At 63.3% G+C, this 19,735-nt stretch carries 17 protein-coding genes; 8 read left to right on the top strand and 9 right to left on the bottom strand.

Annotated elements, in window-relative coordinates; translation table 11 throughout:
- The first annotated feature begins 77 nt into the window (after positions 1–77).
- Entirely contained in the window at positions 78–857 is a 780-nt protein-coding gene (locus ACF8R4_RS24630; protein WP_060497763.1) for a TSUP family transporter, read from the top strand.
- Here the strand turns inward: ACF8R4_RS24630 and nudC are convergent.
- Both nudC and ACF8R4_RS24620 read right to left on the bottom strand, forming a co-directional pair.
- Positions 825–1,655 (bottom strand): NAD(+) diphosphatase, encoded by an 831-nt coding sequence (nudC, locus tag ACF8R4_RS24625; RefSeq protein ID WP_060497764.1) that lies wholly within the window; start codon positions 1,653–1,655, stop codon positions 825–827. The genes ACF8R4_RS24630 and nudC overlap by 33 nt on opposite strands.
- Before the next feature lie 36 nt (positions 1,656–1,691).
- Positions 1,692–2,504 (bottom strand): crotonase/enoyl-CoA hydratase family protein, encoded by an 813-nt coding sequence (locus ACF8R4_RS24620; RefSeq protein WP_060497765.1) that lies wholly within the window; start codon positions 2,502–2,504, stop codon positions 1,692–1,694.
- A 150-nt stretch (positions 2,505–2,654) separates the two neighbouring features.
- Between ACF8R4_RS24620 and nhaB the strand changes: the two genes are divergently transcribed.
- The 4 genes from nhaB (at position 2,655) to ACF8R4_RS24600 (ending at position 6,323) form a co-directional block, all read left to right on the top strand.
- Complete coding sequence (gene nhaB, locus ACF8R4_RS24615) at positions 2,655–4,157, top strand: sodium/proton antiporter NhaB (protein WP_060497766.1); 1,503 nt, start codon at positions 2,655–2,657, stop codon at positions 4,155–4,157.
- Positions 4,158–4,269: 112 nt separating this feature from the next.
- Positions 4,270–4,815, top strand: coding sequence for a lipocalin family protein (locus tag ACF8R4_RS24610; RefSeq protein ID WP_060497767.1), 546 nt, complete (start codon positions 4,270–4,272; stop codon positions 4,813–4,815).
- An 85-nt stretch (positions 4,816–4,900) separates the two neighbouring features.
- Positions 4,901–5,347 carry an NUDIX hydrolase gene (locus tag ACF8R4_RS24605; RefSeq protein WP_164525259.1) on the top strand — a complete coding sequence of 149 codons (447 nt, stop codon included), beginning with the start codon at positions 4,901–4,903 and terminating at the stop codon, positions 5,345–5,347.
- Positions 5,348–5,363: 16 nt separating this feature from the next.
- Positions 5,364–6,323, top strand: coding sequence for a ribonuclease Z (locus tag ACF8R4_RS24600; RefSeq protein WP_164524821.1), 960 nt, complete (start codon positions 5,364–5,366; stop codon positions 6,321–6,323).
- A gap of 314 nt (positions 6,324–6,637) precedes the next feature.
- On the opposite strand, the gene ACF8R4_RS24595 is transcribed toward ACF8R4_RS24600, so the two are convergent.
- Both ACF8R4_RS24595 and ACF8R4_RS24590 read right to left on the bottom strand, forming a co-directional pair.
- Entirely contained in the window at positions 6,638–7,921 is a 1,284-nt protein-coding gene (locus ACF8R4_RS24595; protein WP_392493641.1) for a Zn-dependent hydrolase, read from the bottom strand.
- Positions 7,922–8,059: 138 nt separating this feature from the next.
- Complete coding sequence (locus ACF8R4_RS24590; protein WP_104834315.1) at positions 8,060–9,550, bottom strand: NCS1 family nucleobase:cation symporter-1; 1,491 nt, start codon at positions 9,548–9,550, stop codon at positions 8,060–8,062.
- Between the two features lie 344 nt (positions 9,551–9,894).
- Here ACF8R4_RS24590 and hydA point away from each other — a divergent pair, with 344 nt between their 5' ends.
- From hydA to preA, 3 genes are all read left to right on the top strand, one after another.
- Positions 9,895–11,334: a dihydropyrimidinase gene (hydA, locus tag ACF8R4_RS24585; RefSeq protein ID WP_060497772.1), complete on the top strand. Its 1,440-nt coding sequence runs from the start codon at positions 9,895–9,897 to the stop codon at positions 11,332–11,334.
- Between the two features lie 84 nt (positions 11,335–11,418).
- Positions 11,419–12,786, top strand: coding sequence for an NAD(P)-dependent oxidoreductase (locus ACF8R4_RS24580; RefSeq protein WP_200928637.1), 1,368 nt, complete (start codon positions 11,419–11,421; stop codon positions 12,784–12,786).
- Positions 12,787–14,061, top strand: coding sequence for an NAD-dependent dihydropyrimidine dehydrogenase subunit PreA (gene preA, locus ACF8R4_RS24575; protein ID WP_105946594.1), 1,275 nt, complete (start codon positions 12,787–12,789; stop codon positions 14,059–14,061). It begins immediately after the preceding gene.
- Between the two features lie 136 nt (positions 14,062–14,197).
- Here the strand turns inward: preA and ACF8R4_RS24570 are convergent, their stop codons facing one another.
- The 5 genes from ACF8R4_RS24570 to gnd all read right to left on the bottom strand — a co-directional run bounded on the left by ACF8R4_RS24570 (position 14,198) and on the right by gnd (position 19,640).
- Complete coding sequence (locus ACF8R4_RS24570; RefSeq protein WP_060497831.1) at positions 14,198–14,818, bottom strand: TetR/AcrR family transcriptional regulator; 621 nt, start codon at positions 14,816–14,818, stop codon at positions 14,198–14,200.
- The gene (locus ACF8R4_RS24565; protein WP_060497774.1) at positions 14,818–15,174 is read right to left on the bottom strand and encodes a VOC family protein; all 357 of its coding nucleotides are present in this window, start codon (positions 15,172–15,174) and stop codon (positions 14,818–14,820) included. Before ACF8R4_RS24565 ends, ACF8R4_RS24570 begins: the two co-directional genes overlap by 1 nt.
- 80 nt (positions 15,175–15,254) lie before the next feature.
- Positions 15,255–17,051: a glycoside hydrolase family 15 protein gene (locus ACF8R4_RS24560; RefSeq protein WP_060497775.1), complete on the bottom strand. Its 1,797-nt coding sequence runs from the start codon at positions 17,049–17,051 to the stop codon at positions 15,255–15,257.
- Positions 17,052–17,112: 61 nt separating this feature from the next.
- Complete coding sequence (zwf, locus tag ACF8R4_RS24555; RefSeq protein WP_060497776.1) at positions 17,113–18,609, bottom strand: glucose-6-phosphate dehydrogenase; 1,497 nt, start codon at positions 18,607–18,609, stop codon at positions 17,113–17,115.
- The gene (gene gnd / locus ACF8R4_RS24550) at positions 18,606–19,640 is read right to left on the bottom strand and encodes a phosphogluconate dehydrogenase (NAD(+)-dependent, decarboxylating) (RefSeq protein WP_110225572.1); all 1,035 of its coding nucleotides are present in this window, start codon (positions 19,638–19,640) and stop codon (positions 18,606–18,608) included. Before gnd ends, zwf begins: the two co-directional genes overlap by 4 nt.
- Positions 19,641–19,735: the final 95 nt, after the last annotated feature.

Genomic DNA, 19,735 nt, shown 5'->3' with positions numbered 1-19,735 from the left:
GCAACACATCCATCCCAGGATTACCATACCCCGCTTCTAGTGCAGCCCTTTGCTGCCTCCCTGCCTGCCAAAACCCCATGCCCTTCGAACTTACCGTAGAACCCCTAACCCTGCTGATCCTGGCCCTGGTCGCCTTCGTCGCTGGCTTCATCGATGCCATCGCCGGTGGCGGCGGCCTGCTGACCACCCCGGCCCTGCTCACCGCTGGCATGCCGCCACACCTGGTACTGGGCACCAACAAGCTCAGCTCCACCTTCGGCTCGGCCACTGCCGGCTTCACCTACTACAAACGCAAGCTGTTCCACCCGGCACAATGGCGCCCGGCGCTGTTCGCCACCCTGGTCGGGGCATCGATTGGCGCAGTGGTTGCCCACTACATGCCGGCCGAATGGCTTAACAAGATGCTGCCGGTCATCGTCTTCGCCTGCGGCATCTACTTGTTGTTTGGCGGCACGCCAAAAGCGCCGCTGGATGCCGATGCACCGATCAAGAAGAAATGGCAGATGCCACAAGGCTTCACCTTGGGCTTCTACGATGGTGTGGCCGGGCCGGGTACCGGGGCCTTCTGGACCGTCAGTACCCTGCTGCTCTACCCCATCGACCTGGTCCGCGCCAGCGGCGTGGCGCGCAGCATGAACTTCGTCAGCAACATCGCGGCGCTGACGGTGTTCATCATTTCCGGGCAAGTGGACTACATCGTCGGCCTGTGCATGGGCCTGTCGGTGATGGTCGGTGCCTTCTTCGGCGCACGCACGGCAATCAGCGGCGGCAGCAAGTTCATCCGCCCGGTGTTCATCACCGTGGTGCTGGCGTTGACCGTGCGCCTAGCGTGGCAGCACTGGTTCGGCCAATCCTAAGCGACGCGCAACGTACAAATCGATCAGATACCGGGCAATGGAGCGCCCGGCCGGCAGCGGCGGCAGGTCGTGGACGCTGAACCACTTGGCATCCTCGATCTCGTCCGGCTGCATCACAATCTCGCCCCCGGCAAATTCGGCATGGAAGCCGAGCATCATAGAATGCGGGAACGGCCAGCACTGGCTGCCGACGTACTGAATGTTCTGTACCTCCACCGCCACTTCTTCACGCACTTCGCGCACCAGGCAGTCTTCGGCCGACTCACCCGGCTCTGCAAAACCGGCCAAGGTGCTGTACACCCCGGTGACGAAGCGTGGCGAGCGCGCCAGCAGGATTTCATCGCCACGGGTTACCAGCACGATCATGCTGGGTGAAATACGCGGGTAGCTGCGCAGGTCGCACGGCTGGCAATACATCGCCCGCTCCCAGCGAATTTGCGTCATGGCCTGGCCGCAGCTGCCGCAGAAACGGTGCTCTCTGGCCCAGGTACCAATCTGCGCGGCATAACCCAGCACCTTGTAGGTGTCGAAGTCGCCTTCAAGCATGAACGCGCGCAGACCGCGCCAGTTGCAGCCTGGCACGTCCGTCGCACTGCGCAGTTCCAGCAGGAACACGGGCTGGCCGTCGAAATGACCGATGCCGTGCTCGCACAGCACGTCGAGGTCCTGGCGCTTGAGCCAGTGGCGGGGGAACAGCGCGCCGTTGTCGTCCACCAAAAACCCTTCCGGGCTGCGGGCCACGGCCAGCCCCCCGGTGATCTGCGGGTCGAGTACTGCGGTAGTCCAGCGTGCTGACATGTCGGGGGTTCCTTTACTGCGCGTCCCCCGGCCCGATCAGTCGGCGAACGTCGGTTTCTGTTTGCTCATGTGCGCCGCCACAGCCACGCGCAAGTCTTCGGACTGCAGCATCGCGGCGTTCCAGGTGGCGATGTAGTCCAGGCCATCGTCGATGCGATGGTCGCGCATGTAGCTGAGCATTTCCTTGGTGCCGGCCACGGCGATCGGCGATTTTGCGGCAATCTCGCGGGCGATGGCAAAGACACCGTCGAGTAGCGCGGCCTGATCATCATAGACCCGGTTGACCAAGCCGATGCGCAGGGCTTCGTCCGCCGCAACGTTGCGCCCGGTGAAGGCCAGCTCACGCATCATGCCGTCACCGATGATACGTGGCAAACGTTGCAGTGTGCCGACATCGGCGGCCATGCCCATGTCGATTTCCTTGATCGAGAACTGGGCATCGTTGCTGCAGTAGCGCATGTCGCAGGCCGAGATGAGGTCGATGGCACCACCGATGCAGTAGCCTTGCACGGCAGCCAGCACCGGCTTGCGGCAATTGTCCACGGCAGTGAACGAAGCCTGCAGGCGCTGGATGGTCTTGCGCAGGAAGCGCGCATTGCGGCCCACATCCTTGCCCATCTGCCCGGCCAGCGACGCCAGCATCATCAGGTCGATACCGGCGGAGAAATGCTTGCCGGCGCCGCTGATCACCACCGCGCGCACCGCATCGGTGTCGTCGATCCACTGGAAGATGTCGATGATCTCCTCCCAGAAGGCGGCGTTCATCGCGTTGACCTTTTCCGGGCGGTTGATCTGAACGTGGGCGATGTTGTCGGTCAGTTCGACCTTGAATGCGCTGTACTCGGTCACGGGCGGCACTCCTGCGGGTGAAGGGTTCATGGCTCGGATGGTAACCCAGCCCGATGACCGCACTTGTGCCAAAAACGGGACTGCACGCCTTGCCTAAGACGCGCCGATCCGGCACCGTGCGCCATCGCCGAATTATAAGGATACAAATACATGTCACGCTCCCCGACCGGCGCCCTCGCCCACAGTTTTCTGGGCCAGTCGCCGCTTTGGTACAAGGCGGTCATCTGCCTGTTCCTGGTGCTCAACCCGCTGCTGCTGGTAACCCTTGGTCCGGTTGCAGCTGGCTGGGCGCTGGTACTCGAGTTCATTTTCACCCTGGGCATGGCGCTGAAATGCTACCCGCTGATGCCGGGCGGCCTGCTGCTGATCGAAGCCCTGCTGTTGCAGATGACCACGCCACAGGCGCTGTACGAGGAACTGCAGCACAACTTCCCGGTGATTCTGCTGCTGATGTTCATGGTTGCCGGTATCCACTTCATGAAGGAGCTGCTGCTGTTCCTGTTCTCACGCATCCTGCTGGGCGTTCGCTCGAAGGCGCTCCTGTCGTTGCTGTTCTGCGTGCTGTCGGCATTCCTCTCGGCGTTTCTCGATGCGCTGACCGTAACGGCGGTGATCATCAGCGCTGCGGTTGGCTTTTACGCCGTTTACCACCGTGTCGCCTCCGGGGCCAACCCGCGCGAAGACAGCGCGCTCGATAGCGATCAACAAGTGGCACAATTGCACCGCGAAGACCTCGACAAGTTCCGCGCCTTCCTGCGCAGCCTGCTGATGCACGGCGCGGTGGGTACTGCCCTGGGCGGTGTTTGCACGCTGGTGGGCGAGCCGCAAAACCTGCTGATCGGCCATGAAATGGGCTGGCACTTTTCCGACTTCTTCTTCAAGGTGGCGCCCGTGTCGCTGCCGGTGCTGGGTGCCGGCCTGCTCACTTGCGTGCTGCTGGAGAAGCTTCGCCTGTTCGGCTACGGCACGCTGATGCCTGAACCCGTGCGTCAGGTACTGGCCACCTATGCGGCCGAAGACGACGCGGCCCGCACCCAGGCCCAGCGCCTGGCGCTGTGGGTGCAAGGTTTGGCTGCGCTGATCCTGATCGTATGCCTGGGGCTGCATGTGGCCGAGGTTGGCCTGATCGGCCTGATGGTGATTGTGCTGATCACGGCCTTTACCGGCATCACCGATGAGCACCGCCTGGGCCGTGCCTTCCAGGACGCCATGCCGTTCACGTCCTTGCTGGTGGTGTTCTTCGCCGTGGTGGCAGTGATTCATCAGCAGCAACTGTTCAGCCCCTTGATCAGCTGGGTGCTGACGCTGCCTGCCGAGCAACAGCCGGGCATGCTGTACCTGGCCAACGGCCTGCTGTCGGCGATCAGCGACAACGTGTTCGTTGCCACCATCTACATCACCGAAGTGAAGCAGGCGTTTCTCAATGGCGGCATGAGCCGCGAGCATTTCGAGACACTGGCGGTGGCGATCAATACCGGTACCAACCTGCCCAGCGTGGCGACACCGAATGGCCAGGCCGCGTTTCTGTTCCTGCTGACCTCGGCAATTGCGCCGTTGATCCGGCTGTCGTATGGGCGGATGGTGTGGATGGCCTTGCCTTATACCGTGGTGATGGGTGGGCTGGGGTGGTGGGCGGTGACATACTGGTTGTGAGGTCGAGGTTATCGTAGCGCGCGCGTGCATGCCTCCCATATCCAATACAACTTTTGCCCCGCGCCCGCATCGAAACACAGGTAACTCCCCATCCGTTCCAAGGAGGTTCGCCATGGCACTACGCACCCCGTTGCTGCTGTCCTGCATCACCCTGGCCCTGCTCGGTTGCGCCGGCAACGATCACCCGGCGCCGCCGCATACCCAGCAGGTCGATCTGCAACGCTATCAAGGCACCTGGTACGAACTGGCGCGGCTGCCGATGTTCTTCCAGCGCAACTGCGTGCAGTCCGAGGCGCACTATGGCCTGCGTACCGATGGCCGCATCGACGTGACCAACCGTTGCCAGGAGAAGGACGGCCAGTGGAATGAAGCCAAAGGTGTCGCCGAAGCCCAGCAACCGGGCAGCACCGACAAGCTGTGGGTACGCTTCGACAACTGGTTCAGCCGCCTGGCCCCCGGCCTGACCAAGGGCGAATACTGGGTGCTGTACCACGACAAGGACTACCGCGTGGCGTTGGTCGGCCACCCCAACCGTGAGTACCTGTGGCTGCTGTCGCGCACGCCGGCGGTCCCCGACCAGCAACGCGAGCAACTGCTGAGCATCGCGCGGGAGCAAGGCTATGACACCAGCAAGCTCATCTGGCGTCAGGCAGAATAGCTCACCATCGACGGCATGCGGTAATCCGGCTAAGGTGTGCGCCCTTTATCGACTCGAAGGAACGAGCCCGTTGAGCACTCAACCGCTGCAAGTACCCCGTATCCGTTTTCTGGCCCTGTGCGTGTTCCATCACCAGGGCAAGATCCTGGTCAACGTGTTTGACGACCCGGCCACCGGCCAGACGCTGTGCCGCCCCTTGGGAGGCGGCGTCGAGTTCGGTGAGTTGGCTCAGGATGCCATTGCCCGGGAAATCCATGAAGAGCTGGGCCAGCCGATCAGCGATGCAAGACTGCTCGGCACCCTCGAAAGCCTGTTCACCTATGCAGGCAAGCCGGGGCATGAGATTGTGCAGGTGTACGATGCGCGCTTCGATGACGCCGGCCTGTACGAGCAAGACTGGCTGGACGGCCACGAGTCCGACAACAGCCCGTTCCGCGCCCGCTGGTGCAACAGCGCCGACTTCGCTCGCATCGGCCCACTGGTGCCACAGGGGCTGCAGGTGATGCTGCGCAACCTGTCGCTGCTGGACTGAATCAGGAGCCCTGAGCATGGACCTGCTGTTCCTGGGCACCTCTGCCGGGGTGCCGACCAAGGCGCGCAACGTCAGCGCCACTGCGGTGATCGAAGCCAGTGGCAGCCACTGGTACCTGGTCGACTGCGGCGAAGGCACCCAGCATCAGTTGCTGCACACGCCGCTGTCGATCCGTGACTTGCGTGCCATTTTCATCACCCATGTGCACGGCGACCATTGCTTTGGCCTGCCAGGCCTGCTGGCCAGTGCCGGGATGAGCGGGCGCACCCAGCCGCTGGAGCTGATTTTGCCCGCTGCACTGCATGACTGGGTACGTCAGGGCCTGTTGGCCAGCGACACCTTCCTGCCCTTCGAACTGCGCCTGCTGGCCGTGGAGGACGTGGCCGAATGGCGCAGCGAGACCCTGCAAGTGACCACCGTGCAGTTGTCACACCGGGTACCGAGCGTCGCTTTCGTGTTCACCGAACTCAACCCCGAGCCGCGCCTGGACATCCAGCGCCTGGAAGCCGAAGGCATTCCACGCGGGCCACTGTGGGGCGAGCTGGCCAAAGGCTTGAAGACGCGGCATGGCGGGCAGTGGCTAGACGGTAGCGACTACTTGCGCCCTTCGCGCCCGCCGCGCCGGGTGATCGTGTGCGGGGACAACGACAACCCCGAATTGCTGGCCGATGTCGCCAAAGGCGCTGATGTGCTGGTGCACGAAGCCACGTTCACCCAGGCCGTGGTCGAGCGCACCGGGATCACCTTCGGCCACAGCACCGCAGCAGCGGTAGCGCGCTTTGCCGAAGCGGCAGGCGTGCGCAACCTGGTGCTGACGCACTTTAGCGCCCGCTACCAAAGCGATCCCAAGCGCAGCCCGAATATCGATAACGTGCGTGACGAAGCCCTCGCCCACTACCACGGGCAACTGACCCTGGCGCAGGACCTGCAGCGTTATCACATTAACCGCAATGGCTGTCTTGAGGCTGTTGGCTGATATATGCCAGGAGATAGGCGTGGTACTTACAGGTGCCTGTCTTGAATTTTGAGGTGGCGCGTAAACCGAGCGCCGCCCGCGCGGCGCATCGCGAGCTGTGCTCGCTCCTACGTTTGTTTCGGGCCAGTAACGCCTGTGGCAGGCGCGCGCGACAACCTGGTGTGTACGACGCGATATCGCGCCATGCGCCAAAGCGTCCGCGCGCAAATCTCACAGGCATATTTGGCCGGAAACAAACGTAGGAGCGAGCACAGCTCGCGATGCGCCGCGCGGGCGGCGCTCGATCTCAAAGTCGCCACATAACCCACGCCAAGCTAGGCCGCCAACCTCCCGCTGGCAATGGCCTCCGACGCCGCCAGCATCGCCCGCAGCAACACCGCACACCCTGCCGCCAGGTCATCCGGCGTGGCGTTCTCGATCTCGTTGTGGCTGATGCCGTTCTCGCATGGCACGAATATCATCCCCGCCGGCCCCAGTTCGGCCAGGAAGATCGCGTCATGCCCCGCGCCGCTGACGATGTCCATGTGCGGCAGGCCCAATGCCTTGGCCGACTCGCGCACCGCATCGACACAGCCCTTGTCGAAGTACAGCGCCGGGAAGTCCGCCGTAGGTACCAGTTCATGGCTCAGGCCATGCTTGGCACAGGTGGCCTCGATCACCCCGCGCACCTCGGCAATCATCGCATTCAGCTGCTCGCCCTCCAGGTGCCGGAAATCCAAGGTCATGCGCACCTCACCCGGGATCACGTTACGCGACCCGGGGTACGCCTGCAGGCATCCCACGGTGCCGCAGGCATGGGGCTGATGGCCGAGGGCGGTGCGGTTGACTGCTTCCACTACCGCAGCGGCACCGACCAATGCATCCTTGCGCAGGTGCATGGGCGTCGGCCCGGCATGGGCCTCGACACCACGCAGTGTCAGGTCGAACCACTTCTGGCCCAGGGCACCCAGCACCACGCCGATGGTCTTGGCCTGATCTTCGAGGATGGGCCCCTGCTCGATATGCGCTTCGAAGTACGCCCCCACCGGGTGGCCCAGCACTGCACGAGGGCCCGCATAACCGATGGCATTCAAGGCCTCGCCAACGCTCACACCCTGGGCATCGCGCTTGGCCAGGGTTTCTTCCAGGGTGAACTTGCCGGCAAACACCCCCGAGCCCATCATGCAAGGCGCAAAACGCGAACCTTCTTCGTTGGTCCACACCACGACTTCCAACGGTGCTTCGGTTTCCAACCCCAGGTCGTTGAGGGTGCGGATCACCTCCAGCCCGGCCATCACCCCGAAGCAGCCATCGAACTTGCCGCCCGTAGGCTGGGTGTCGATATGGCTGCCGGTCATCACCGGGGGGAGCTTGGGGTTACGCCCGGGACGGCGGGCAAAGATGTTGCCGATGGCGTCGATGCTGACCGTGCAACCGGCGGCCTCGCACCACTGCACGAACAGGTCGCGGGCCTGGCGGTCGAGGTCGGTCAGGGCCAGGCGGCAAACGCCCCCTTTCACGGTGGCACCGAGGTGGGCCAGGTCCATCAACGATTGCCACAGACGATTGCTGTCGACATGGTGAGCATTGGTTTTGAGGATGTCTTGGACTGGATTCACAGGTTTCTCCTTCAGGCTTTTTTGTTGTCTGCCAGGGCCCTATCGCCGGCAAGCCAGCTCCCACAGGTACTGCACACCATTCGAAAGCTGTGGTGAACCTGTGGGAGCGGGCTTGCCCGCGAAGAGGCCAGCGCGGTCTCAAGGCAATGGCTTGGCCAGCCGCGCAGGACTGCGAGCCGCCACGCTGGCGAAGACGTAATACAGACCCCCACCCAGCAACGAGCCGGTGAACCAGCCGTAGTCGTAAAACCAGCTGAAACTGCTGTTGCCAATGGCCATCACGGTCAGCGCCACCGGCAAGGCAAAGGCGGCAAACCCGGCCCAGTTCCACGCCGGATACACGTCATCCCGGTACAGCCCGGCCAGGTCCAGCTGCTGCCGACGGATCAGGAAGTAGTCCACCACCATGATCCCGGCAATCGGCCCGAGCAGGCTGGAATAGCCAAGCAACCAGTTGGAATACACGCTCTCCAGGCTCAGGTCGGACACGATCCAGCCCAGCTTCTTCAGCAGCTCATGCCCCATCAGCGCCAAACCGATGAAGCCGGTCAGCCATACCGCACGGCTGCGCCCGATCAGGCGAGGGGCAATGTTCTGGAAGTCGTTGGTCGGTGACACGATGTTGGCGGCGGTGTTGGTCGACAGCGTGGCGATCACGATCAGCGCCATGGCCAGGGCCACCCAGAACGGGCTGTGGATCTTGCCGATCAGGCTGACCGGGTCGGACACGGTTTCGCCCACCAGCGACGCCGAGGCAGCGGTCAGCACCACGCCCAGCGAAGCGAACAGGAACATGGTCAGCGGCAGGCCGAAGATCTGCCCCAGAATCTGGTCTTTCTGGCTGCGGGCGTAACGGCTGAAATCGGGAATGTTCAGCGACAACGTGGCCCAGAAACCGACCATGGCGGTAAGCCCGGCGCAGAAGTAACTGACCACGCTCGCCCCTTCCGGGCGCTTGGGTGGCTGGGCCAGCAGTTCGGTCATCGACATGTGCGGCAACGCCCAGAACAGCAGCCCGACGCCCACCGCCACCAGCAGCGGTGCCGACAGTGTTTCCAGCCACTTGATCGACTCGGCGCCGCGCAGCACCACCCACAGGTTCAGGCACCAGAAGATCATGAAGCCGATCACCTCGCCGGTGCCGCCCAGTGCTTTCCAGTCATCGAACACCGACCCGAGAAACAGGTGAATGGCCAGCCCGCCAAACATCGTCTGGATACCGAACCAGCCGCACGCGACCACCGCGCGGATCAGGCACGGTACGTTGGAACCGAGGATGCCGAAGGACGAGCGCAACAGCACCGGAAACGGGATGCCGTACTTGGTGCCGGGAAACGCGTTGAGGGTAAGCGGAATCAGCACGATCACGTTGGCCAGCAGGATAGCCAGCAACGCCTCGCCCACGCTGAGGCCGAAGTAAGCGGTGAGCACGCCGCCCAAGGTGTAGGTGGGTACGCAGATGGACATGCCTACCCACAGGGCAGTGATGTGCCATTTGTTCCAGGTGCGCTGGTGCACTTTGGTGGGCGCGATGTCGTGGTTGTAGCGCGGGCTGTCGAGGACATCACTGCCCTCGGACAGCTCGAACAGGCCATCTTGCTCGACCACTTCCGATCTGCTCTGTTGCATGGGCCCTTCTCCAGATTTTCTTTTAATTGTTTGCTCATCGGGCTAATTCGATGGCCGGAGTACGCACGCGTAATCGTGCTTAAAAATCTTGACCAGAATTTCATCTTGTCAAGTGAGTCAAAAACCTTCGAAACCCCCGCAACCAGCGCTAACTGAATTATTAATCGTTAAATATCAGGTAGTTAAAAACCACAAAAATAATAGGAAAATTTTCTTGATGAATCCCCAATCAGCATCTAGCCTCGAATCTTGTCAGGCCTGACAGGATTAACCGACCTGCCCGCCCTGCACCCGTGACAATTCCAAGAACCGGCCCAGACCGGTCAGCCTGCGAGGAAAACGGCATGTCCCTGTTGATCCGTGGCGCCACCGTGGTTACCCACGAAGAAAGTTACCCCGCCGATGTCCTGTGTGCCGATGGCCTGATCCGCGCCATCGGGCAAAACCTCGAACCCCCGACCGACTGCGAGATCCTCGACGGCAGTGGCCAGTACCTGATGCCCGGTGGCATCGACCCGCATACCCACATGCAGTTGCCGTTCATGGGCACCGTGGCCAGCGAGGACTTCTTCAGCGGCACCGCTGCGGGCCTGGCCGGCGGCACGACCTCGATCATCGACTTCGTCATCCCCAACCCGCAGCAGTCGTTGCTGGAGGCCTTCCACACCTGGCGCGGCTGGGCACAGAAAAGCGCCAGCGACTATGGCTTCCATGTCGCCATCACCTGGTGGAGCGAGCAGGTGGCTGAAGAGATGGGCGAGCTGGTGGCCAAGCACGGGGTGAACAGTTTCAAGCACTTCATGGCCTACAAGAACGCCATCATGGCCGCCGACGACACCCTGGTGGCCAGCTTCGAGCGCTGCCTGCAGCTGGGTGCCGTGCCGACCGTGCATGCCGAAAACGGCGAACTGGTGTACCACCTGCAGAAAAAACTGCTGGCCCAAGGCCTGACCGGGCCGGAAGCCCACCCACTGTCGCGCCCGTCCCAGGTCGAGGGCGAGGCGGCCAGCCGCGCCATCCGCATTGCCGAAACCCTCGGCACGCCGCTGTACCTGGTGCACGTGTCCAGCCGCGAGGCACTGGATGAAATTGCCTACGCCCGGGGCAAGGGCCAGCCGGTGTATGGCGAGGTGCTGCCCGGCCACCTGCTGCTGGACGACAGCGTCTACCGTGACCCGGACTGGGCCACTGCGGCCGGCTACGTGATGAGCCCGCCGTTCCGCCCGCGTGAACACCAGCAAGCCCTGTGGCGCGGCTTGCAGTCGGGCAACCTGCACACCACCGCCACCGACCACTGCTGCTTCTGCGCCGAGCAGAAAGCCATGGGCCGCGACGACTTCAGCCGTATTCCCAACGGCACCGCCGGCATCGAGGACCGCATGGCAGTGCTGTGGGATGCCGGGGTGAACAGCGGGCGTTTGTCGATGCATGAGTTCGTTGCGCTCACCTCCACCAACACGGCGAAGATCTTCAACCTGTTCCCGCGCAAAGGTGCCATCCGTGTTGGCGCCGATGCCGACCTGGTGCTGTGGGACCCGCAGGGCACCCGCACCATCTCGGCCCAGACCCACCACCAGCGGGTGGACTTCAACATCTTCGAAGGCCGCACCGTGCGTGGCATCCCCAGCCACACCATCAGCCAGGGCAAGGTGCTGTGGGCCGATGGCGACCTGCGTGCCGAAGCAGGCGCGGGGCGGTATGTGGAACGGCCGGCGTATCCGTCGGTGTATGAGGTGCTGGAGCGCAGGGCCGAGCATCAGCGCCCGACGCCCGTGCAGCGTTAAGGCGATTGGGGCGCGCAGCGCCGCCAGATAACACCGCCAAGCTTGCTTGTCGCCTGCCCCCACAAAAATAGAGAGGCTACAACCGTGATCGACGCCCTGAACCACTTGCCGCGCCCCCGGGCCGGTGCCGACCAGTTGGCCGAGCGCTTCGGCGACCTGGCCCTACCCCTCACCGCTCGCCAGGCCGCCGTCGAAAGCGCACGCTGCCTGTACTGCTACGACGCGCCCTGCGTCAACGCGTGCCCCAGTGACATCGACATCCCCTCGTTCATCCACCGCATCAGTGACGAAAACCTGCAAGGCGCCGCCGAACGCATCCTCTCCGCCAACATCCTCGGCGGCAGCTGCGCCCGTGTATGCCCCACCGAAATCCTCTGCCAGCAAGCCTGCGTGCGCAACAACGCGCAGGAGTGTGCGCCGGTACTGATCGGCCAGCTTCAGCGCTATGCCCTGGACAACGCCCACTTCACCGAACACCCGTTCAAGCGTTCACCGGCTACCGGCAAGCGTATCGCCGTGGTCGGTGCCGGGCCTGCAGGGCTGTCCTGTGCCCATCGCCTGGCCATGCACGGGCATGACGTGGTGGTGTTCGAGGCCTGTGACAAGGCTGGCGGCCTCAACGAGTACGGCATCGCCCGCTACAAACTGGTCGACGACTATGCGCAACGTGAAGTGGAATTCCTGCTGGGCATCGGTGGCATCGAAATTCGCCATGGCCAGCGCCTGGGCGACAACCTCAGCCTGGGCGAGTTGCGCGACCAGTACGACGCGGTATTCCTTGGCCTCGGCCTGAATGCCGTGCGCCAGTTGGGCCTGCCGGATGAAGAAGCCCCCGGCCTGCTCGCCGCCACCGCATACATCCGCGAACTGCGCCAGGCCGATGACCTGAGCCAATTGCCCTTGGCCGACCGCTGCCTGGTGATCGGTGCCGGCAACACCGCCATCGACATGGCCGTGCAGATGAGCCGCCTGGGCGCCCGCGACGTCAACCTCGTGTACCGCCGTGGCAATGCCGACATGGGCGCCACCGGCCACGAGCAAGACATTGCCAAGGCCAACCAGGTGCGCCTGCACACCTGGGCCCGCCCCGATGCCGTACTGCTGGATGACGCTGGCAAGGTGCGCGGCATGCGCTTCGCCCGCACCGAGCTGGCCGACGGCCGCCTGCGCGACACTGGCGAAACCTTCGAGCTGGCCGCCGATGCCATCTTCAAGGCCATCGGCCAACGCTTCGACGATGCCAGTCTCGGCGACCCGGTGGCTGCACAGCTGGCCCGCGAGGGTGAGCGCATCCGTGTCGACGAAACCCTGCAAACCAGCCTGCCGGGCGTGTATGCCGGCGGTGACTGCACTGCCCTCGGCCAGGACCTTACCGTCCAGGCCGTACAGCACGGCAAGCTGGCCGCCGAAGCCATCCATGCCCGACTTATGCTCAACGTGGAGGCAGCGTAAATGGCCGACTTGTCTATCGTGTTTGCCGGCATCAAGGCACCCAACCCGTTCTGGCTGGCTTCCGCGCCGCCCACCGACAAAGCCTACAACGTGGTCCGCGCCTTCGAGGCCGGCTGGGGCGGCGTGGTGTGGAAAACCCTGGGCGAGGACCCGGCGGCGGTCAATGTGTCGTCGCGTTACTCAGCACACTACGGCGCCAACCGCCAAGTGCAGGGCATCAACAACATCGAGTTGATCACCGACCGTTCGCTGGACATCAACCTGCGCGAAATCACCCAAGTGAAGAAAGACTGGCCCGATCGCGCATTGATCGTGTCACTGATGGTGCCGTGCGTGGAAGAATCGTGGAAGTTCATCCTGCCACTGGTGGAGGCCACCGGGGCCGACGGCATCGAGCTTAACTTCGGCTGCCCGCACGGCATGCCTGAACGGGGTATGGGCGCGGCGGTCGGCCAGGTGCCGGAGTACGTGGAAATGGTCACCCGCTGGTGCAAGACGCACTGCTCGCTGCCGGTGATCGTGAAGCTTACGCCGAACATCACCGACATCCGCCAATCGGCCCGTGCCGCGCACCGGGGCGGGGCCGATGCGGTGTCGTTGATCAACACCATCAACTCCATCACCAGTGTCGACCTCGACCGCATGGTCGCCCACCCCATCGTGGGGGACCAGAGCACCCACGGCGGTTACTGCGGCTCGGCGGTCAAGCCGATTGCACTGAACATGGTGGCGGAAATCGCCCGCGACCCGGAAACGCGTGGCTTGCCGATCTGCGGCATTGGCGGCATCGGCAACTGGCGTGATGCGGCAGAGTTCATGGCCTTGGGCAGCGGCGCCGTGCAGGTGTGCACGGCGGCGATGCTGCACGGGTTCCGCATTGTCGAGGACATGAAGGATGGCCTGGCGCGCTGGATGGACCAGCATGGGCATGCCACCATCGAAGCATTTCGCGGGCAGGCGGTGGGGCATACCACCGACTGGAAGTACCTGGACATCAACTACAAATCGGTGGCCCATATCGACCAGGAGGCCTGCATTGGCTGTGGGCGTTGCCATATAGCCTGTGAGGATACGTCTCACCAGGCCATTGCCAGCACGCTGAAGGCTGACGGCACGCATGCCTACAGTGTGATCGAGGAGGAATGCGTGGGCTGCAACCTGTGCCAGATCACCTGCCCTGTGGAAAGCTGCATCGAGATGGAGGCGCAGGATACCGGCAAGCCGTACCTGAACTGGACGCAGGATCCGCGTAATCCCTATCGCGAGGCGAGCTGAGGCAGATAGGGGCTGCTGCGCAACCCTTCGCGGGCAAGCCCACTCCCACAAGGACCGCGCCGCTTGTGAAGACCGCGCAATTCCTGTGGGAGCGGGCTTGCCCGCGAAGGGCCGCACAGCGGCCCCACTTGCTGTATCAAGGCTCTAACCCAATCCCTCGCAAGATCACACTGGTCACCGTCTGCACCGCACTCTCGAACGCCATGTCCGACAACATCTCCCCGCCATTGAGCAGTTCAACCTGGTAGCCAAAGTCAGCATAGTGCTGGGTCGAAGCCCAGATCATGTACAGCAACGCCGACGGCTCCACTGGCAGAATGCGCCCCTCCTCTACCCAACGGCGGATCTTGGCCTCTTTCAACTTGGCCCAGGGCACCAGGCTTTCCTCCAGGTTCACCCCCAGCACCGGCGCCCCGTGCAGCATTTCTTCGGCCCAGATCTTCGAACCCAGCGGCCGCGAACGCGAATGGCCCATCTTGGCGCGGATGTAACTGGTCAACACCACACGTGGGTCGTCGAAGTTCTCGAAGCACAGCGCGTCCTGCTTCCACACGTCCAGCAAGTCTTGCAGTACCGCGCGGAACAGGTCGTCCTTGGTGCTGAAGTAATAGTGCAGGTTGGAGCGCGGCAACTCGGCCTGTTCGGCAATGTCGCCCATGGAGGTGGCGCCATAGCCTTTTTCGGCGAACACCTTTTCCGCCGCCTGCAGAATCTTCTCGATATTGCGCCGGCGGATTTCGATCTTGTGGTTGGCCATCAGCCCTGGGCCGTCCACACCGCCAGTTCATAACCGTCCGGGTCGATGAAGTGGAAACGTCGCCCGCCGGGGAAGGCAAACGTTGCCCGGCTGATTTTCGCACCCGCCGCCTCGACCCGCTGCTGCGTGGCCTCCAGGTCGTCGGCATACAGGATGATCAGCGGCCCACCCGGAGTCACCGGCTCGCCAGTGGTAAAGCCGCCAGTCAACCGGCCATCGCTGAACTCGGTGTACGTAGGCCCGTAGTCGGTGAACACCCAGCCGAACACGCTGCCATAGAAGGCCTTGCTCCGTGCGATGTCGCTGACATTGAACTCGATGTTGTCGATCTGCCGATCAGTACCGCGAATGCCCATGGGTGCTCCGTGCCTAAGGGGTTTGGCCTAGTCTACTCCGCTTGCTCCAACGTGGTGCAATTCCTTGGTGCACGTCGCACCTATCTGCAACTCGCCCGGTCACGCACGGGGCACTGTGCCCGATACAAATTGAGCGCAGTGTTGATGATGCCGATATGACTGAACGCTTGAGGGTAGTTGCCAAGCATGCGCTGGCCGGCCGGGTCATATTGCTCGGCCAACAGGCCAAGGTCGTTGCACAGGCCGGTCAGGCGTTCATACAGCGCCTGCGCCTCTGCCTGGCGCCCGAGTAAGACATACACGTCAGCCAGCCAGAACGAGCACACCAGGAAAGTACCCTCCCCGGGCGTCAGGCCATCACTGCAACTGTCGCTGTCGTAACGCAACAGCAGGCCGTTCTTCAGCAAGCGCTGTTCGATCTGTTCAAGCGTGCGTAAAAAGCGTGGATCATCTGCCGGCAGAAATCCGGTCAGGGCAACCTGCAACAGGCTGGCGTCCATTTCTGTAGAACCGTAGGCCTGGACGAAATACCGACCGCTGGCATCAAGGCCACGCTCGCAGACTTCACGGTGGATCTCATCGGCTACCTGTCGGTAATGCCGCCCACGCTCACGGCCTTCCTCCGTGGTGTCAGCCAGCCCCGCAGCGCGGTCGAAGGTCACCCAGGCCATCACCTTGGAGTGCACGAACTGCTGCCGGCCGCCACGCACTTCCCAGATGCCTTCGTCCGGCTCGCGCCAGATGCCCTCGACGTAGGGCAAGATCAAGCGGGATATAGCAGCGCTGCGCGGGTGGCGCGGCAAACCGCCCTTGATCGCCTGGGTCATGGCATCGGCCAGTTCGCCGTAGATGTCCAGCTGCATCTGCTGCGAGGCGGCGTTGCCCACCCGCACGGGTTGCGAATGCTCGTAACCGGCCAGCCACGGCAAGGTGTATTCCTGCAAATCCCGTTCACCAGCCAGGCCGTACATGATCTGCATCTGTTCGGGGTTGCCGGCCACCGAACGCAGCAGCCATTCACGCCAGGCCTGGGCTTCGTCGAAATAGCCAAGGTTCATGAACGCCAGCAGGGTCATGGTGGCGTCGCGCAACCAGCAGAAGCGGTAGTCCCAGTTACGTTCCCCACCCACGCGCTCGGGCAGCGAGGTGGTGACGGCGGCGACGATGCCTCCCGTGGGGGCGTAGGTCATCGCCTTGAGGGTGAGCAACGAGCGGCGCACCAAAGCCGTGTAGGGACCTACGTGCGGGCAGCGGGCGGCAAAGGCCTGCCATTGATCGATGGTGTGGGCCAGGGCCAGGTCAGTGTCGCAGTCGGGTTGCACGGGCAGGTGCGAAGGCTGATGGCGCAGGCTGAAGATGTGCCGCTCACCTGTGCCAACGCGAAAACGGGCGACGGTATGGTGGTCGCGGGCATGGGGCGGCACGGTGCTGCACAGGATCAGTCGGTCAGGGCCCGCGACGGCGCTGAGGGTGAGTGGGTCGAGCCGTTCCACCCAGGGCACGCTGCGCCCGTAGTCGAAGCGCATGACCAAGTCCATTTCGAAGTTGGTTTCACCAGAGATGCCCTCGACGATTCGCACCACCGAATTGACCTCGCCCAAGGGCATGAAGTCGAGCACGCGGGCACGGCCAGTGGCGGTAACCCAGGTGGTTTCCAGCACCAGGGAGTCGTCCAGGTATTGGCGACTGCTGTGCTCGACCGGGTCGCAGGGGACCAGGCGCCAGCGGCCGTTTTCTTCGTTGCCCAGCAGTGCGGCGAATACGGCTGGGGCGTCGAAGCGTGGCAGGCACAGCCAGTCGAGTGAGCCGTCGCGGCTGACCAGGGCGGCGCTTCGGCAGTTGCCCAGCAGGGCGTAGTCTTCGATGTGGGTGGGCATTTGGTCTCCTTGATGTGATCGCCAGTGCCCGCGAAAGGGCCGGTACAGGGTCACAAACCTCTCACCCCAACCGGTGCCACTCGCGCTTGTCCCGCGCCAGCAGTTCGTTGCCTGCCTCAGGCCCATCGTCACCCGCCGGGTACTCATGCACTTCGCCATCCTGCGCCCAGGCATCGAGAAACGGCTGCACTGCACGCCAACCGTTCTCGATGTTGTCGGCACGCTGAAACAGGGTCTGATCACCGGTCAGGCAGTCGTAGATCAAGGTCTCGTAGCCGGTCGCCGGGGTCATCTTGAAGAAGTCTTTGTAGGCAAAGCCCAGCTCGACATTCTCCATCACCAGTTCCGGCCCAGGCCGCTTGGCCTGCAGGTCGAACCACATGCCTTCGTTGGGCTGAATCTGGATTTTCAGGTAATTGGGCTTGGGCCGCTCCAGCTCCGACTCGCGAAACTGCGCATAGGGCGCGGGCTTGAAGCAGATGGCGATTTCGGTATCGCGTACGCTCATGCGCTTGCCGGTGCGCAGGTAGAACGGCACGCCAGCCCAGCGCCAGTTGTCGATCATGACCTTCAGTGCCACGAAGGTTTCGGTCTGGCTGTCGGCAGCGACATTGGCCTCCTGCCGGTAGCCGGGCAACGGCTTGCGCCCCTGCTTGCCGGCAACGTACTGGCCACGCACGGAGTTTTTCAGGGCCATTTTCGCCGACCACGGGCGGATGGCGCCGACCACCTTGGCCTTTTCACTGCGCACGGCGTCAGCGCCGAACGCTGCGGGGGGCTCCATCGCCACCATCGCCAGCAGCTGGAACAGGTGGTTGGGCACCATGTCGCGCAGGGCGCCGGTGCTGTCGTAGAACGCGCCACGGGTTTCGACGCCAACCGTTTCCGCAGCGGTGATCTGCACATGGTCGATGTAGTGGTTGTTCCAGAACGATTCGAACAGGCCGTTGGAAAAACGGCTGACCAGAATGTTCTGCACCGTTTCTTTGCCCAGGTAATGGTCGATGCGGTAGATCTGCCGCTCGCCCATCACCTTCAGCAGGCAGGCGTTAAGCGCCTCGGCGCTGGCCAGATCGGTGCCGAACGGCTTCTCGACCACCACCCGGCGAAAGCCCCCGGCGGACTCGTCGAGCAAGCCGGCCTGCCCCAGGCGCTGGGCCACTTCGGGGAAGAAGCGTGGCGAGGTTGCCAGGTAGAAGATCGCATTACCATGGCTGGTCTTGTCGATGCGCTTGGCGATAGCCTGATAGGTCGCCGGGTCAAGAAAATCACCGGTCTGGTAATCCAGGCGTTTGGCCAGGCGTGCCCACCGCTTTTCGTCCAGGCATTTGGCCGTGCCCTTGTCCCGCTCGACCATGAACGCATGCAGGCGCCCGGCAAAATCCTCGGCGCTGGCCGGGTTGTGGTCGACGCCGACAATGCGCAGGTTGCGGTCCAGCAATCCATCGCGGCTGAGGTTGTACAGCGCCGGCATCAGCAGGCGCTTGACCAGGTCGCCATTGGCGCCGAACAGGAACAGGGTGCAAGGCGGTGCAGCAGGAATGGTCTGTTTGGTCATTCGGCTTTCTTCTCGACATGGCCACCAAAGCCCAGGCGCATGGCCGAGAGGATCTTGTCACCGTAAGTGCCCTGCTGCTGACGCGAGCGGAAGCGGGCGAACAGCGCGCTGGACAGCACCGGCACCGGCACTGCCTGTTCCACGGCGGCGTCGATGGTCCAACGGCCCTCGCCACTGTCGGACACCGAGCCGCTGAACTGCGACAGCTGCGGGTCGGCCACCAAGGCATCGGCGGTGAGGTCGAGCAACCACGAAGTGACCACGCTGCCGCGCCGCCACACTTCAGCGATCTCGGCCACGTTCAGGTCGAAGCGCTGGTCTTCGGGCAGCTCGTTGCCGCCCTTGCTGCGCAGCAGGTCGAAGCCTTCGGCATAGGCCTGCATCAGGCCGTATTCGATGCCGTTATGCACCATTTTCACGTAGTGCCCTGCACCGGGTGGGCCGGCGTGAATGTAGCCATGTTCGGCACGCTGGTGCTCGCCGCTACGGCCATGAGTACGCGGGATGTCGCCCACGCCCGGCGCCAGCGCCTTGAACAGCGGTTCCAGGCGCTCGAACACGTCCTTTTCGCCACCGATCATCATGCAGTAGCCACGGTCCAGGCCCCACACACCGCCGGAGGTGCCCACGTCCAGGTAATGCAGGCCGCGTTTGGCCAGTTCAGCGGCGCGGCGCATGTCGTCCTTGTAGAAGGTATTGCCACCGTCGATGATCGCATCGCCCGGCTCCAGCAGTTCGGCCAGTTGGGCGATGGTCTGCTCGGTCGGTTCACCGGCCGGCAGCATGACCCACACTGCGCGCGGCGCTTTCAGTTTTTGTACCAGCGCACCGAGGTCGTGTGCGCCTTGAGCACCCTCGCCTTCCAGCCCGGTGATGGCCTCACGGTTGCGGTCGTGTACCACGGTGCGGTGGCCGGCGCGCATCAGGCGCCTTGCGATATTGCCGCCCATGCGGCCCAGCCCGACGATTCCCAGTTGCATGAGCCGATGCTCCCCTTTCGAAATGGTTGACGACACAGTCCAGCTTTTCAGATTAGTCCAGCGTACCGCAGGAGGGTTCAGCGACGAACGGCGAGACCACGATAAACAAAAAAGTTCCCAAGCCCTGCGAAAGAATTCAGAATGCG

The organism is Pseudomonas sp. FYR_2, from assembly GCF_043106425.1.
Lineage (GTDB): Bacteria > Pseudomonadota > Gammaproteobacteria > Pseudomonadales > Pseudomonadaceae > Aquipseudomonas > Aquipseudomonas monteilii.
This window is presented reverse-complemented; position numbering and strand designations above follow the sequence as displayed.